The following is a 13591-nucleotide window of genomic DNA, read 5'->3' as shown; positions in this document are numbered from 1 at the left end:
ATGCTCGGAAGCAACAACGCAACCCGCGAATTCAGCAAGCCCAATACCAAGGTCAGGGTCAAGCGCTGGTCGAGCATGACCATCGGCACGCGCATCTCGGTCATCGTCATCGCGGTGCTCGCGCTGGCCGCGATTTTCGCGTCCGTCGTGACCCCGCACAACCCGACCGAGATCACCCTCAGCTACCAGGCCCCCACCGCCGACCACTGGTTCGGCACCGACAACCTCGGCCGCGACGTCTTCTCCCGCGTCATCTACGGCGCCCGGTACTCGCTGGTCATCGGCCTGAGCTCCATCGCGTTCGCCCTGGTCGTCGGCTCCATCATCGGCGCCGTGGCCGCCGTATCGCGCACCTGGGTGTCCGAGATCATCATGCGACTGATCGACGTGGTCATGTCCGTGCCGACCATCGCGCTCGCCGCGGTGTTCGTCTCCATCCTCGGCCAGTCGATGATCGGCATCATCATCTCCATCGGCGTGCTGTACGTGCCGCAGGTGGCCCGCATCGTGCGAGCCAACATCATCAGCGAGTACGGCAAGGACTACGTGCGTGCGGTGATCGTCTCCGGCGCCCGCGCCCCGTGGATCCTCTTCAAGCACGTCACGCGCAACATCGCGGCCCCCGTCATGGTGTTCACCACGCTTTCCGTGGCCGATGCCATCGTGTTCGAGGCCTCCCTGTCGTTCATCAACGCGGGCATCCCCGAGCCGACCCCGACCTGGGGCAACATCCTGTCCTCCGCCAAGGCCGGCGTGCTCTACGGCTACTGGTGGCAGGCCATGTTCCCGGGCCTGGCGATCATGATCACCGTGCTGTGCCTCAACATCCTGTCCGAGGGCATCACCGACGCCATGGTGGCCGCCCCCACCGCCCCCATCCAGCAGAGCGAGGAGGGCAAGGAGCTCAGCCGCAAGGAGGACCGCCTGCTCGTGGATCCGGTGGCCGCCTACGCCGCCCAGAAGGAGAGCCTCGATCAGCGCCTCGAGCAGCTGCGTGAGGCCGAGCTCAAGCGCAAGGACCGCTTCATCCCGCTGTCCACCGCCAAGCCGGTCATCGAGGTGCGCGACCTGTGCATCAAGTTCCCGCGCCACGGCGACGTGAACGTGGTCGACCACCTGTCCTTCGCCGTGCGCGCCGGACAGACCATGGGCCTGGTGGGCGAGTCCGGCTGCGGCAAGTCCATCACCTCGCTGGCCATCATGGGCCTGCTCGACCCGCGTGCCGAGATCAGCGGCGAGATCCTGTTCGACGGCAAGAACCTCGTGGGCATGAGCCCCAAGGAGCACAACGCCCTGCGCGGCCATGAGATCGCCATGGTCTACCAGGACGCGCTCTCCAGCCTCAACCCGTCCATGCTCATCAAGGCGCAGATGAAGCAGCTGACCAAGCGCGGCGGCACCCGCACCGCCGAGGAGCTGCTCGAACTGGTGGGCCTCGACCCGAAGCGCACGCTGGAGTCCTATCCGCACGAGCTCTCCGGCGGCCAGCGTCAGCGCGTGCTCATCGCCATGGCCCTGACCCGCGACCCGAAGCTCATCATCGCCGACGAGCCGACCACCGCACTCGACGTGACCGTGCAGAAGCAGGTCATCGACCTGCTCAACGAGCTGCGCGAGAAGCTCGGCTTCGCGATGATCTTCGTCAGCCATGACCTGGCGCTCGTGGCCAAGGTCGCCCACTCGGTGACCGTCATGTACGCCGGCCAGGTCGTCGAGCAGGCGTCCACCAAGGAGATCCTCACCGATCCCCGCCACGAGTACACCCGCGGCCTGCTCGGTTCCGTCACCTCCATCGAGGCCGGACAGGGACGCCTCCACCAGGTGCCCGGCACGGTGCCCTCGCCGGCGGACTTCCCCAAGGGCGACCGATTCGCGCCGCGCTCCTCGCATCCGGACCGTGGACTCGACATCCACCCGGTCATGAAGCGCGTGCCCGGCACCCAGCACATGGTGGCCTGCCTGCCCGACGACCCGGAACCCGCGCCCGCACCCGCCTTCACCTACGACTGGTTCGCGCCCACGCCGGAAGTGGCCGAGCGTGAGGCCGCGGAAGCCCTGAAGGGAGCACAGCGATGAACAGCAAGACCAACAGCAACGCAACCCCGATCATCGAGCTGAGGGACGCCGAAGTCGTGTTCACCACACGCGCCGGCACGCTGTTCCACCCCAAGAAGGTGACGGCGGTCAACAAGGTGAACCTCAAGCTCATGCCCGGACGCACGATCGGCATCGTGGGCGAGTCCGGCTGCGGCAAGTCCACCACGGCCAACGTGATGTGCGGCCTGCAGACCGTCACCGGCGGCCATGTGTTCTTCAAGGGCCAGGACGTGACCAAGCGCACCGCCAAGGAGCGCATGGACATCGGCCGCGTGGTCTCCGTGGTCTTCCAGGACCCGGCCACCGCGCTCAACGCCCGCATGAGCGTGCAGGACCAGCTCATGGACCCGCTCGTGGTGCACAAGCTCGGTGACTCGGCGGCCCGCCGCAAGCGCGCCTACGAGCTCATCGACATGGTCGGCCTGCCGAAGTCCGCGCTGAACGCGCTGCCGGGCCAGCTCTCCGGCGGCCAGCGCCAGCGCGTGGCCATCGCCCGTGCGCTCTCGCTCAACCCGGACGCGATCATCGCCGACGAGCCGACCTCCGCGCTGGACGTGTCCGTGCGCGCGCAGATCCTCAACCTGCTGTCCGACCTGAAGAAGTCGCTCGGCCTGTCGATGGTGTTCATCAGCCACGACATCCAGACGGTCCGCTACGTCTCCGACGAGATCGTGGTGATGAACCACGGCACCATCGTCGAGCACGGCGAGGCCAAGGATGTGCTGAACAACCCGCAGGACGACTACACGAAGCTGCTGCTGGGCGCGGCGCCATCGCTGCTGCATCCGACTCCGGAAGAGTGCATCTGAGCGTCCGGCGCATCCGACGCAGACGCAGGGCCTGGCCGGCGGGAATCGTCGATGATTCCCGCCGGTGGGCCGTCCCTGCGCGGGTCCGGTCGCCACGCGGCCGCCGGACCGATTGATTCCCATCCATCGATACCCATCCAAACGTCTTCCAACGAAGCAACAGACACAAGGAATACCAACATGAACACCACTTTCCGCGGCGTAATCCCTCCGGTCGTGACCCCGCTGACCGCCGACCGCCAGCTCGACCGCGCCAGCTTCAAGCGCTCCATCGACCGTCTCGTCGATGCGGGCGTCAACGGCCTGTTCTTCCTCGGCTCCTCCGGCGAGGTGGCCTTCAGCACCGACGAACGCCGCCGTGAGATCATCGAGGCCGCCATCGAATTCACCGCCGGTCGCGTGCCGGTGCTCGTCGGCTGCATCGACACCGAGACCGAGCGCGTCATCGCCCACGCCAAGGTCGCCGCCGAACTTGGCGCGGACGCCATCGTGGCCACCGCACCGTTCTACGCGCTCGGCGGCCTGCCCGAGATCGAGAACCACTTCCGCCTGATCCACGAGGCCGTGGACCTGCCGCTGTTCGCCTACGACATCCCCGTGTGCGTGCACGTCAAGCTGCCCGGCGACCTGCTCATCCGCCTCGGCCTTGACGGCGTGCTCACCGGCGTCAAGGACTCCTCTAACGACGACGTCTCCTTCCGCTTCCTGTGCGACGCCAACCGCAAGGCCGGCCACCCGCTGGTGCTGCTCACCGGTCAGGCGGGCGTGGTCGAGGGCGCCTACATGGTCGGCGCCGACGGCAGCGTGCCGGGCCTGGGCAACGTGGAGTGCACCGGCTACGTGCGCATGTGGCAGGCCTACGAGGCCGGCGACTGGGCCACCGTGCGCACCGAGCAGGACAAGCTCGCCGCGCTGATGAACATCGTGAACGTCACCTCCGGGGTCTCCGGATTCGGTGCCGGCGTGGGCGCGTTCAAGACCGCCATGGCGTTGCTCGGCATCTTCGAGACCAACCAGATGCCCAACCCGGTGCGCGCGCTGACTGGCGCGAACGTGGAGGCCGTGGCCGGCGTGCTGCGCGAATGCGGCCTGGAGCCGGTGCGCACCGCCGAGGAGGTCAGCGCCTCCACCGTGGTCGCCTGAGCTGCTGGCCCGAACTGACCTGAACTGACCTGAACCAGAAAGGAATCTCCCCATGGCGGAAGTCATCATTGTCAAGGACGAAGCCGAAGCCGGCGCGATCTACGGCCGGTGTGTGGCCGACCTCATCAAGGCGAAGCCGGACGCGGTGCTGGGACTGGCCACCGGATCGAGCCCGTTGGCCGCATACCGTGCGCTGGCCGGCATCGTCGAGGCCGAATCCATCGACGTCTCGCAGGTGCGCGGGTTCGCGCTGGACGAGTATCTCGGCCTGCCGCTGACCCACCCCGAGTCCTACCATGCGACGATCCATCGTACGGTGGTCGAGCCGCTGGGCCTGGACCCGGCCAAGGTGCACGTGCCCGGCGACATCCTGGAAGGCGCGCCCTTGTCCGACGGAGAACGGATCGCGGGTGCCGGACCGGCCTATGACGCGGCGATCGAGGCCGCCGGCGGCATCGACGTGCAGATCCTCGGCATCGGCACGGACGGTCACGTGGGCTTTAACGAGCCCGGCTCCTCGCTGGCCTCGGGAACCCGCGTCAAGACGCTGACCGAGCAGACCCGCATCGACAACGCGCGGTTCTTCGACGACGATCTCGCGCAGGTGCCCACGCACTGCATCACGCAGGGCATCGGCACGATCCTCAAGGCACGGCATCTGGTGCTGCTGGCGTTCGGCGCGGGCAAGGCCGAGGCGGTGGCGGAGACCGTGGAGGGCGGCGTTTCGGCGTTCTGCCCGGCATCCGCCCTGCAGCTGCACCCGCACGCCACAATCATCGTGGACGAGGCGGCGGCCTCCCGGCTGAGGCACAAGGACTACTACCGGTACTCGTACGAGCACAAGCCGGCCTGGCAGGGCATCTGATCTCGATTCGTTTCCTTCCCTCCTCCCGAATGAAGGCGGGGTCGGTTCCGGAATTTCCCGGAGCCGACCCCGCCTTCTTAGTTGCACGAGGGGCGGAGACTGTTTTCTTCGTGGGACTACCCCTCAGTCTCGCTTTGCGAGCCGGCTCCCCTGACAAGGGGAGCCAAGAATAGGGGGATATGTCGATCTTGGTTTAACAGAGCCTATGCCTTTCCTTCCCTCCTCCCGAATGAAGGCGGGGTCCGTTCCGGAAATGTTCCCGGAACGGACCCCGCCTTCTTGGATTTGGAGGAAGGGATGGGTTACTCGTCGCCGTCTTCGATGCGCTGCTTGAGGATGGATTCGATGGGCTCGTAATGGTCGATGACGGCCTTGCGATACGCCTCGACGTCGCCCGCCAGCGCGGCGTCGAGCATGCGGCGGTGGGCCGCCGCGGTGCGGTCGAGCTCGCTGGAGACCGGCAGCCCGAGCTGGGGGAGCACCGCCATATGGACCAGCCAAAGCGACCGGACCATCTGCTTGACGATGGTGTTGTCCAGCGAATCGAGGATGCCCATGTGGAATTCGATGTCGAGCGCGAGGAAGGTCTTGCCGTCCTTTGCAGTGGCGGTCATGGAATCGGCGAGCTTCATGAGATGCGGCTGCTCGCTGTTCGCCAGCGACGCCACCACCTCGTCGGCACAACCGAGGTCAAGGAACCGCCGCAGCTGGACCACATCCTGCAGGTCGGCGAAATTCTTGCCCACGGACACCATGGAGCGGAAGGCGAGCGTTTCCACCATCGGGTCCAAGGACAGCGACCCGACGAAGGTTCCTTTGCCATGCTCCACATTGACGATGTTCAGTGCCTCGAGCTTGCGCACCGCTTCGCGCACCGAGGAACGGGAGGCGCCGATGGTGTTGCACAGCTGCGCCTCGGTCGGCAGCACGTCTCCGGGCTGCAGATGCTCGTGCAGGATGTAGGATTTGATGGCGTCCATCGTCTCGTCGCAACGGCTGCGCGGGGGGACGACGGATGATGTGCTTTGCAGCGACAGGCGGGCCAACAACGCCAGTTCCTGCTGGGTATATTCGTATGGGGCCTCATCGTTGTGCGATTGGGTCGATTCCCCGGTCTGGGTCGGCGTCTCAAGTGCGGCCGGACCGGATGGGTTGCTCATGATACGCTCCTTGTCTTGTTCGTCCTTGCGGGGTCGCGACGTTGCCGCCGCGGTTGATGAAAGCCGTTCTCCCCGGCGGGTCTCGCCAACCACAATAGTGCGAAACGCCGGTACTGGCGCGGTTTTGTGCCCATTGCGATATGGTCCGGCCCGATAGGGGGTGCGGGGTGCTTGTCGGGGGGGTCCGGTGCTGACATGTGCGGGTGCCGTCTCAAGTGCGTGGGATCCGCGCCGGTCTCTGAGTGATGGCTCTACGCTGAGTTATCAGACATCTGACAACTACTATCGTATCATGAATGCATCGCGGCCGCGCGGGGTTGGCCGGGGCTTCTTATGGGCCGGCGCTGGGGCTAGGGCTAGGGCGGCGCCGAGGCTTGCGGGTGTTCGCGGTGGACGCGGTTGTCCGCGGGCGTTCGTGGGCCCCCGCGGAGCCGCAGGAAACCGCGGCGCACTAGAATGGTGCGCGATTGCACCATTCGGATAGAGGGAAGACCGAGGATGTTCTGCGCGAGGTGTGGTGCCGCCAATAAGGACGGCAATAAGTTCTGTGTGGGGTGCGGGGCACCGCTGAGACGAGGCGGACGAGCGACGACGCCGGCCGGCCAACCTGGTGTGCGGCTTCCGGCGCCCGGTGCGGTTCCGTTGCCGCAGACCGCGTCCGTTCCCGTCCGGCCGGCGGCGAATTCCGGGGCCATTCCCGCGCCTGCGGGTACAGGCGTCCCGATGCCTCCCGCGACTGCCGCCACGCCGTCCGGTCCGGTGGTCCACTCCGGCGTCACGGCGACTACCATACCCGTCGCACCTGCCGGCACTGCGGCCCCGACGACGGCCGCGGCCCCGGCCAAACCGGATCGGATGGTGCTGCTGTTGGCGGCGTTGCTGGCCGTGCTGGTCGTGGCCGGCATCGCGCTGTTCGCCACGCGGAAGGCGGAACTGTGGGGCGGGCGCTCGCTGCCGGATCCCGCGTCCATCGCCGTCGCGGCATCGGATACCGGCGACGGACAGTCGGCGGAGGTCAAGGCCTCGGATGTGACCGCCGCGCTTAAGGCCAAGGGTTTCGGTGCCCGGACCGAGCAGGTGTTCTCCGGCAAAACCGAGGGCTCGTTCGTCGGATACAAGGGCACCCAGCCGGGCGCGCGCATGCCGAAAGGCGCGGTGATCACCGTGCAGGAATCGGCCGGACCGGGCGTGCCGAAAGGCGTCATCGGCAAGCAGGCCGAACAGGTGACGTCCACCTTCAACACGATGGGCGTACCCGTGCATTACAAGAAGGTCATCGTCAACGATACGAAACGCATGCCGGAAGGGTCCGTGGTGGCCACCTACCCCGCCGCCGGCACCGGACTGCCCGAAGACAAGCGCGACGAGGGCATCTACATCGGCGTGGCCGGCAAGGGCGACGGCATCGGCGCGGACATCGTGGGGCAGGATGCGGCCGACGTGCGCTCCGAGCTGGAGTCGCAGGGCTATGACGTGACCGTCAAGCGGCATTTCGCCTCCGAGAACATGGTCGGCAAGGTGATCGGCGCAGATCCCGCACCCGGTTCGCCGACGACTTCGGGCGAGTCCATCACGCTGTATCAGGGCGTGGACGCCGGCAGCGTGAACGATCTGATGATCGACACGTCCGGCCGGTCCCAGCCCGGCGCGCGCACGCTGTACATGATGAGCGACGCCATCACCGGCACGTACTGCAAGGCGACCATCACCGACATCGACAAGGACTGCATGACGCTGAGCGCCGGCGAGAACGACTATGGTGATACGACCATCTCGCAGACATGGGGCTCCTCGGCTGGCAGCGACTCATCGGACGGCACTGAGGTCAGCCAGTGCTTCGCCTCAAACGGTGGGGACGTGGCTCGCTGCTCCATCGATATCACTTCCGATGGGCAGAAATATGAGGGTGGTTCCAAGAACCGCCTCATCACCAAGAACTGGGGCATGTTCGACTTCGGCAGCGGCGGCGAGGGCGCCATGTGCGGCGGCCAGATGATTTCGACGTGGTTCGATGGTTGCCGTAACGGCGTGCCGTCGGCGCGTTCCGAATCGGATGGCTGGGATGGCAGCGCCACCTACGAGATGAAGGCCAACGATCTGTTCGTCTATGTGGCGGCCGGCGCTGACATCAAGGCCGCCGAAGAGGGCGGCTACTTCGACGCGGACGCGGTCAAGGCCGCCGGCAAGCAGAAGGCCGTGGACGGCGATCGCACGTTCATCCTCTACCGCGACCCCGCGCTGTACGACCAGACCAGCGTGAAGGTGACCAAGGAAAACGTGGGCGACAACCCGTTCGTGCCGTCCACCGACGACACCAACGACGTGAAGTTCAAGCCCGCCGCGAGTGACGCCACCGCCTACTACCTGGTCGATCAGACCGGCGACTACGACTGGGACTCCATGACCAACCTCTCCGTCAAAGGCGCCAAGGATTCCGATGGCTCATCCGGCGATTCGTCCAGCACCGCCCAAGGCAAATCGAATACGGCTGCCGACAAGGTCTTCAAGGAGGCAATGAAGGAAGCCGCCGAAGAATACGGTTTCTCATCCGGTGCCGGCGGCTGGGGCACCAGTCTGACCGTTCACGAGGATGGCACGTTCGAAGGCACATACATCGACACCGACCTGGGTGGCGGTGGCAGCGAATACCCGCGCGGCACCCGCAGCCAGTCGGAATTCTCCGGGAAATTCGTCTCGGCCAAGAAGAACGACGACGGCACCTATACCCTGCAGTGCGACACCAAAGGACTGAAGATCAAAGGCACCGTCGGCGACTCGTACGACGAGAACGGCGCCAAAGTGACCATCACCGAACCGTATGGCATGTCGCCATGCGGGGAGTTCACGCTCTACCCCAAGGGATACGCCGTGTCGCGCCTGAGTGACGCGATGAAGGGCTGGGGCGCCGGATACTTCGGTTCGGACAGACAGGCCAGCGCCTTGCCCGGTCCGGCGCTGGTGAACGAGACCAGCGGCTCCGGCGAAACCTTCTACAGCAACCTGGTGTAAGCGCGCCCTACCGCTGCTTGAGCAGGGAGTGGATGATGGCGATGAAGCCGAGGCTCATGGCGCCGGCGAGGACGGCGAAGACCTGTGGGCGTCGTAGCTCGTTGCGGATGCCGATGGCGTCGGTGATGCAGTGGTCCTCGAACCAGACGCGCACCTCATTGCTGGAGTAGCGGCCCACCAGATCGCCCCACGTGAGCATGCGCGTCACGTAGCCGGCCGGATTGCTTTCGTGGAACTCGAACAGGCGGATGCCGCGGTAGCGCGACTTCGGGCCGTAGCATTCGAAGCCGCAGGTGGGCGCGTATCCCAGATCGATGCCGTGCACATGGCCTACGAAGGCGTTCTTGTGGTCGTGCCCGCAGAACAGCGCGAAGTACCCGCCGGCCTCGGTCAGCGTGCTCACCTCGCCCACGTTCTCGTCCGCGCAGCCGATGGCCTCACCCAGGCGCGAGCCCGGTCGGCAGACCGTGTGGTCGAGCACGTAGCAGTGGCCGGCGTGGGTGCGCGCCCCTTCCACCGAATTCGGCGTCCATGCGGGCACCTCCTTCAGGCAGTCGTAGAACTCCTGCGGGGGGATGTGCTGGAAGGCGATGGCGGGCACGGGCTTGCCATCGCCGTTGCGCTCGCCGAGTTCGGTCTGGACGTCACGCAGCCAGTCGATGGCCTCGGGCGAGGGAGTGCCGTAGCCGTCAGCATCGGCCAGATCGAGGCCGCGGGAGTTGACCACGTATGCCGGGTACTGGGCGTCGTTTTCCTCGGGTTTGCCGGCGTAATCACCGGAATTGACCATCATGACGGACATGGCCACGCGGCCCGAGCCGTCCGACGACTCGATGGGCAGGGCGAACGTGCCGGGCTCCAGGCTGTCCTGCGGGTTGAGGCAACCGGGGAACTCGCGGTAGATGTCGTCCTGCTCGTTGGCGAGGATGCCGCACTGGAAGTCGTGGTTGCCGTAGGTGGCGGCGAAGGGGACGCCGGCCTCCACGATGGGCCCGAGGAATCCGGAGAACGTGCGGCGGACCTTCTCGCGCGTCTGGTCCATGAGCTCGTCCATGGTGGCGGGGGCGTCCGGGGCGAGTGTGGTTGTGATTGCTGCGGGTTCGGGGGAGGCCGGGGACGCCGGGTCGGAGCCCGCCGGTGCATCTGCGGGGGTCGTGCCGGCATTGGCGATTCCGGCGATTGCGCTGATTTTGGCAGGTACGGGACGGCCGGCCTCGGTCAGTCGGTCGGCGATGCGTCCGGCCGCCTTGCCTGCGGCCTCGCGGATGACGGGATGACGTTTGATGCCGCGCAGTTTGGCCTCGACTTCGGTGACTGCGCGCACGCGGGCACCGGGTTCCTCGCCGCGACGACGCAGGAAAGTGTCGATGTAGGCGGGGTCGTAGCCGCGGATCTGATCGCCGGTGAAGACCACAAGGTCCGGGTCGGAGGCGCGGATGGCCTCGCGGATGAGGCGGATGGTGTCTGGCCGTACGTCGGGGCCGTCCTGCACGTCGGCCATCTGCAGCACGCGGAAGCTGCCGTCTTCGCGGAATCGCAAGCTCGTCATGGCTACACAGTGTAGGAGAGCGGTGCAGTGGACGGGCGGGTGTTCACAGTACCGGCACAGGGATGTTGCCTGGCGTTTTCAGGGACAAACGAAAAGCTCTGTTCAATCGCAATTGACATGCTCCTTATCTTGGCTCCCCTTGTCAGGGGAGCTGCCGGCGAAGCCGACTGAGGGGTAGTCCCTGAGTATGCATATCAATTGTGACTGAACAGAGCCCAACAAAAAGGCTCCCCTCTCTGAGGGGAGCTGGCCGCGGAGCGGGCTGAGGGGAGCTGCGCCAGTAAGGTGACGAGGACTCCCCTCAGTCGGCTTCGCCGACGGTTCGTCCTGCAATTACGGACGAACTTCGTTCGCGTTCTGCTGGCTCGACTGTCGTCTCGCACATCGCCTACAAACAGCTCCGCTGTTTGCTTCACGGCAATGTCCTCAAAGAGGGGAGCCATAGATAGGGAAATTAGTTCTGGGAGTAGGGGTAGAAGGCGGAGCGCTCGGCGTCCTCATCGTAGAGCAGGTTCGACTTGTAGGAGTCGGAGTTCGAGGAATCCATCTGACTGCCGTACGCCAGCGCGTACTTGACCTTATCTCCCGATGCCATGGACGACCACGGTGTGCCGGCGGGATACCAATGCCAGGCGCCGCATGGACTGAGACCGCTCTCATCCGTATACTTGTCCTTCTCCCACTTGAAGGACGAGGAGTCGCACTGCAGGTCGTAGCCGCCGGCGCTGTTCTTCTTGATGGAGGAGAACTTGCCGGAGAACGGATACGTAATACGTGGTGCCTTGTAGGTGGGTTCGCCGGAGTTCATGTCTGCGGTGTTCGCCTCGCCTGCGAAGCTGCCGTCGTCCTTCACGGTCATGTCAATGAATGCCGATCCATTGCCCGTGGAGAAGAACCGGTACTGGTCGGCGACGTTCTTGAACAGGGCGGCGCTGGCCTTGGAATCGGACTTGCTGTCCGAATCGTCGGAGCTGGACTTCGCGGCCTTGCCGGCGCCCTTGACCTCGGCGTCGGGCAGGGAATCCCAGTCAGGGTCGGACGATTCCACTCGGTAATAGGCGTTTGCGTCGCTTGGTGCGGGCTTCATCTTGACCACGTTGGATTTATCGCCGCTGTAGCCGTTGTATGGCAGGAATGGGTTGAAGTTCATGCCGGTGCCGCTGTACGGTGCCGTGGTGGTCTCGTACTTCGAAGGGTCTCGCCAGAGGATGAACGGGCGGTCCGTGTCGACGGCCTTCTCCTTCTTCGCGGCGGCAAGGGCGTCCTTATCGAAGTAGCCCTTGCTCTCCAGTCCTTCGAGATTGGCGCCGGTGGGAACCACCAGGAACAGGTCCTGCAGATGGTATTCGCCGGACTTGGGCCAGGAATCGTCCATATGCACGCCATTGCTGTCGTACATCTTGCCGTTCGACCAGAAGTTGGTGAGGCTGATATGGGGGAGCAGTTCGAATGCGCCATAGTCCTGGGTGACCAGATAGTCGGCGTTCGGGTTGCTGCAGTATGCCTGCTGAATGGCATCGCAGGCAACCAGATAGCCGTCGTACGAGCTGTTGTAGTCGGAGTTGTCGCTGCCGCCTTCGGTGATCTTATGATCCTCGATGGTGATGCACTGGCCGTCGTTGGTGCACCACTGACCATCGGCCGCATCCGTGGTGCCGAGCAACGCATCGCCTCCGGTTTCGGGCAGATTGCTGTCCGTGAAGGCATCCTTCATGCTGGTGGCGTCGATGCCCTCGTACAAGGTCACGTCATCGCCGGAATCAAGCGAGGAACCGGGGGCGGGATCCGCGCCGGCCACCTTGCCCACGTACTGTTTGGAGGAGAAGCGCTTTTCGACGGTCACGCTGTGGCCTTCGGACTCCAGCTGTGATTTGATGTCGTCCACGCTCTTGCCCATCACATCGAGCGGCAGGGCGGTGCCATCGCCCTTGGCGGCCACGCCCACGTAGATGCCCTTGTCCTTTTCGGAGTCCTGCACGCCGGTGCCGGCGGCGGGATAGGTGGCCACGACGGTGCCTTCGGGGTTCTTCTTGGTGTCCGAGACGTAGACCTTCTTGTAATGTACGGGCACGTTCATGCCTTCGAGCGTGTCAACCACCTGCTCGGCCTTCTTGCCGAGCGTGTTCTTCGGCACGCCGGGGCCGGCCGATTCCTGCACGGTGACGATGGTGCCCGCGGAGACGCGCTGGCCCTGCTTGAGGCCGTCGTAGCCCAGGAACGCGCCGCTTTCCTTGCCGGAGAAGACCTTCTCGGTTTTGGCGTTGATGCCCTTGAGCTTTAGCGCCTCGGTGACGTCCTTGGCCTTGATGGTGGCCGACTTGCCGTCCTTTGAGGCCGTGGTCTTGACGATCGACGCGGGATCGGGCAGCGTCTTGCCGCCCCACATCTCGGCCTTCCAGGTGGCGAACAGGGCGATGCCCGCCACCACGATGACGGCCAGCACGGCGGCCAGTGCGATGATGAGCTTGTTCGGCGGCTGCTTGGCGGTGCTGAATGCCGTTGCGGAGGCCGCCGTGGCGGAAGTATCGGAGACTGTGGCGGAGGCCGTGGGCGATGTCGCCGGAGCCGCGGCAGTTGGTGCGGCCGGGGTTACGGCCGGTGCTTCGGACGTCGGACTGGCCGGGGCGGGTACGCTGTCCGGCAGCGGCACAGCCGTGGGTGTCGGAGTTGCGGCGGGCGTTGCCGGTGCGGCCGGGGTCGCGGCCGGAACTTCCGGCTTGTCCAGCTTCGCGCCGCAGGAGGTGCAGAACTTGGCGGAATCGTCGTTGGGCTTTCCGCAGTGAGTACAGAACATGACTTTGCTTTCGTGAATCGATGAAAAAAGACAGCATGAACGAACCGTCTCGGCTATGCCGGCGAAGGCGGCCTACAGAAGGCTCTGTTACACCAAATTGATATGGACTACCCCTCAGTCGGCTTCGCCGCCAGCTCCCCTGACAAGGGGAGCCAAGAATAGGGG

The 13591-nt window shown here is 65.3% G+C and carries 8 protein-coding genes and 1 pseudogene; 6 read left to right on the top strand and 3 right to left on the bottom strand.

Features of this window, described 5'->3' with window-relative positions:
• From DF196_RS05850 to nagB, 4 genes are all read left to right on the top strand, one after another.
• Positions 1 to 2076 (top strand): dipeptide/oligopeptide/nickel ABC transporter permease/ATP-binding protein, encoded by a 2076-nt coding sequence (locus DF196_RS05850; protein ID WP_109056934.1) that lies wholly within the window; start codon positions 1 to 3, stop codon positions 2074 to 2076.
• Positions 2073 to 2906, top strand: a complete 834-nt coding sequence (locus DF196_RS05845) for an ABC transporter ATP-binding protein (RefSeq protein WP_109056933.1) — start codon at positions 2073 to 2075, stop codon at positions 2904 to 2906. Before DF196_RS05850 ends, DF196_RS05845 begins: the two co-directional genes overlap by 4 nt.
• A 180-nt stretch (positions 2907 to 3086) precedes the next feature.
• Positions 3087 to 4049 carry a dihydrodipicolinate synthase family protein gene (locus DF196_RS05840; protein ID WP_109056932.1) on the top strand — a complete coding sequence of 321 codons (963 nt, stop codon included), beginning with the start codon at positions 3087 to 3089 and terminating at the stop codon, positions 4047 to 4049.
• A 52-nt stretch (positions 4050 to 4101) separates the two neighbouring features.
• Positions 4102 to 4914, top strand: a complete 813-nt coding sequence (gene nagB / locus DF196_RS05835; RefSeq protein WP_109056931.1) for a glucosamine-6-phosphate deaminase — start codon at positions 4102 to 4104, stop codon at positions 4912 to 4914.
• A gap of 302 nt (positions 4915 to 5216) precedes the next feature.
• Here the strand turns inward: nagB and DF196_RS05830 are convergent, their stop codons facing one another.
• The gene (locus DF196_RS05830) at positions 5217 to 6074 is read right to left on the bottom strand and encodes a FadR/GntR family transcriptional regulator (RefSeq protein ID WP_109056930.1); all 858 of its coding nucleotides are present in this window, start codon (positions 6072 to 6074) and stop codon (positions 5217 to 5219) included.
• Between the two features lie 456 nt (positions 6075 to 6530).
• On the opposite strand from DF196_RS05830, the pseudogene DF196_RS14190 reads away from it, so the two are divergent.
• Both DF196_RS14190 and DF196_RS05825 read left to right on the top strand, forming a co-directional pair.
• A pseudogene (locus DF196_RS14190) lies at positions 6531 to 6638 on the top strand (zinc-ribbon domain-containing protein); the annotation flags it as partial.
• A 159-nt stretch (positions 6639 to 6797) separates the two neighbouring features.
• Positions 6798 to 9083 (top strand): PASTA domain-containing protein, encoded by a 2286-nt coding sequence (locus tag DF196_RS05825; RefSeq protein ID WP_158276276.1) that lies wholly within the window; start codon positions 6798 to 6800, stop codon positions 9081 to 9083.
• A 7-nt stretch (positions 9084 to 9090) separates the two neighbouring features.
• On the opposite strand, the gene DF196_RS05820 is transcribed toward DF196_RS05825, so the two are convergent.
• Both DF196_RS05820 and DF196_RS05815 read right to left on the bottom strand, forming a co-directional pair.
• Positions 9091 to 10632 carry a metallophosphoesterase family protein gene (locus DF196_RS05820; RefSeq protein WP_170114992.1) on the bottom strand — a complete coding sequence of 514 codons (1542 nt, stop codon included), beginning with the start codon at positions 10630 to 10632 and terminating at the stop codon, positions 9091 to 9093.
• A gap of 454 nt (positions 10633 to 11086) precedes the next feature.
• A complete protein-coding gene (locus DF196_RS05815; protein WP_109056928.1) occupies positions 11087 to 13426 on the bottom strand; it encodes a PASTA domain-containing protein in 2340 nt (779 codons plus the stop codon).
• Positions 13427 to 13591 lie beyond the last annotated feature (165 nt).

It is taken from the genome of Bifidobacterium callitrichidarum (assembly GCF_003129905.1).
Lineage (GTDB): Bacteria > Actinomycetota > Actinomycetes > Actinomycetales > Bifidobacteriaceae > Bifidobacterium > Bifidobacterium callitrichidarum.
Note: the sequence above shows the minus strand (reverse complement) of the source record. Positions and strands in the feature narration are given on the sequence as shown.

Excerpts from the sequence above, each read along its gene's own strand:
- DF196_RS05850 (WP_109056934.1), top strand. The coding sequence starts at position 1 with ATGCTCGGAAGCAACAACGCAACCCGCGAATTCAGCAAGCCCAATACC.
- DF196_RS05845 (WP_109056933.1), top strand. The coding sequence starts at position 2,073 with ATGAACAGCAAGACCAACAGCAACGCAACCCCGATCATCGAGCTGAGG.
- DF196_RS05840 (WP_109056932.1), top strand. The coding sequence starts at position 3,087 with ATGAACACCACTTTCCGCGGCGTAATCCCTCCGGTCGTGACCCCGCTG.
- nagB (WP_109056931.1), top strand. The coding sequence starts at position 4,102 with ATGGCGGAAGTCATCATTGTCAAGGACGAAGCCGAAGCCGGCGCGATC.
- DF196_RS05830 (WP_109056930.1), bottom strand. The coding sequence starts at position 6,074 with ATGAGCAACCCATCCGGTCCGGCCGCACTTGAGACGCCGACCCAGACC.
- DF196_RS05825 (WP_158276276.1), top strand. The coding sequence starts at position 6,798 with ATGCCTCCCGCGACTGCCGCCACGCCGTCCGGTCCGGTGGTCCACTCC.
- DF196_RS05820 (WP_170114992.1), bottom strand. The coding sequence starts at position 10,632 with ATGACGAGCTTGCGATTCCGCGAAGACGGCAGCTTCCGCGTGCTGCAG.
- DF196_RS05815 (WP_109056928.1), bottom strand. The coding sequence starts at position 13,426 with ATGTTCTGTACTCACTGCGGAAAGCCCAACGACGATTCCGCCAAGTTC.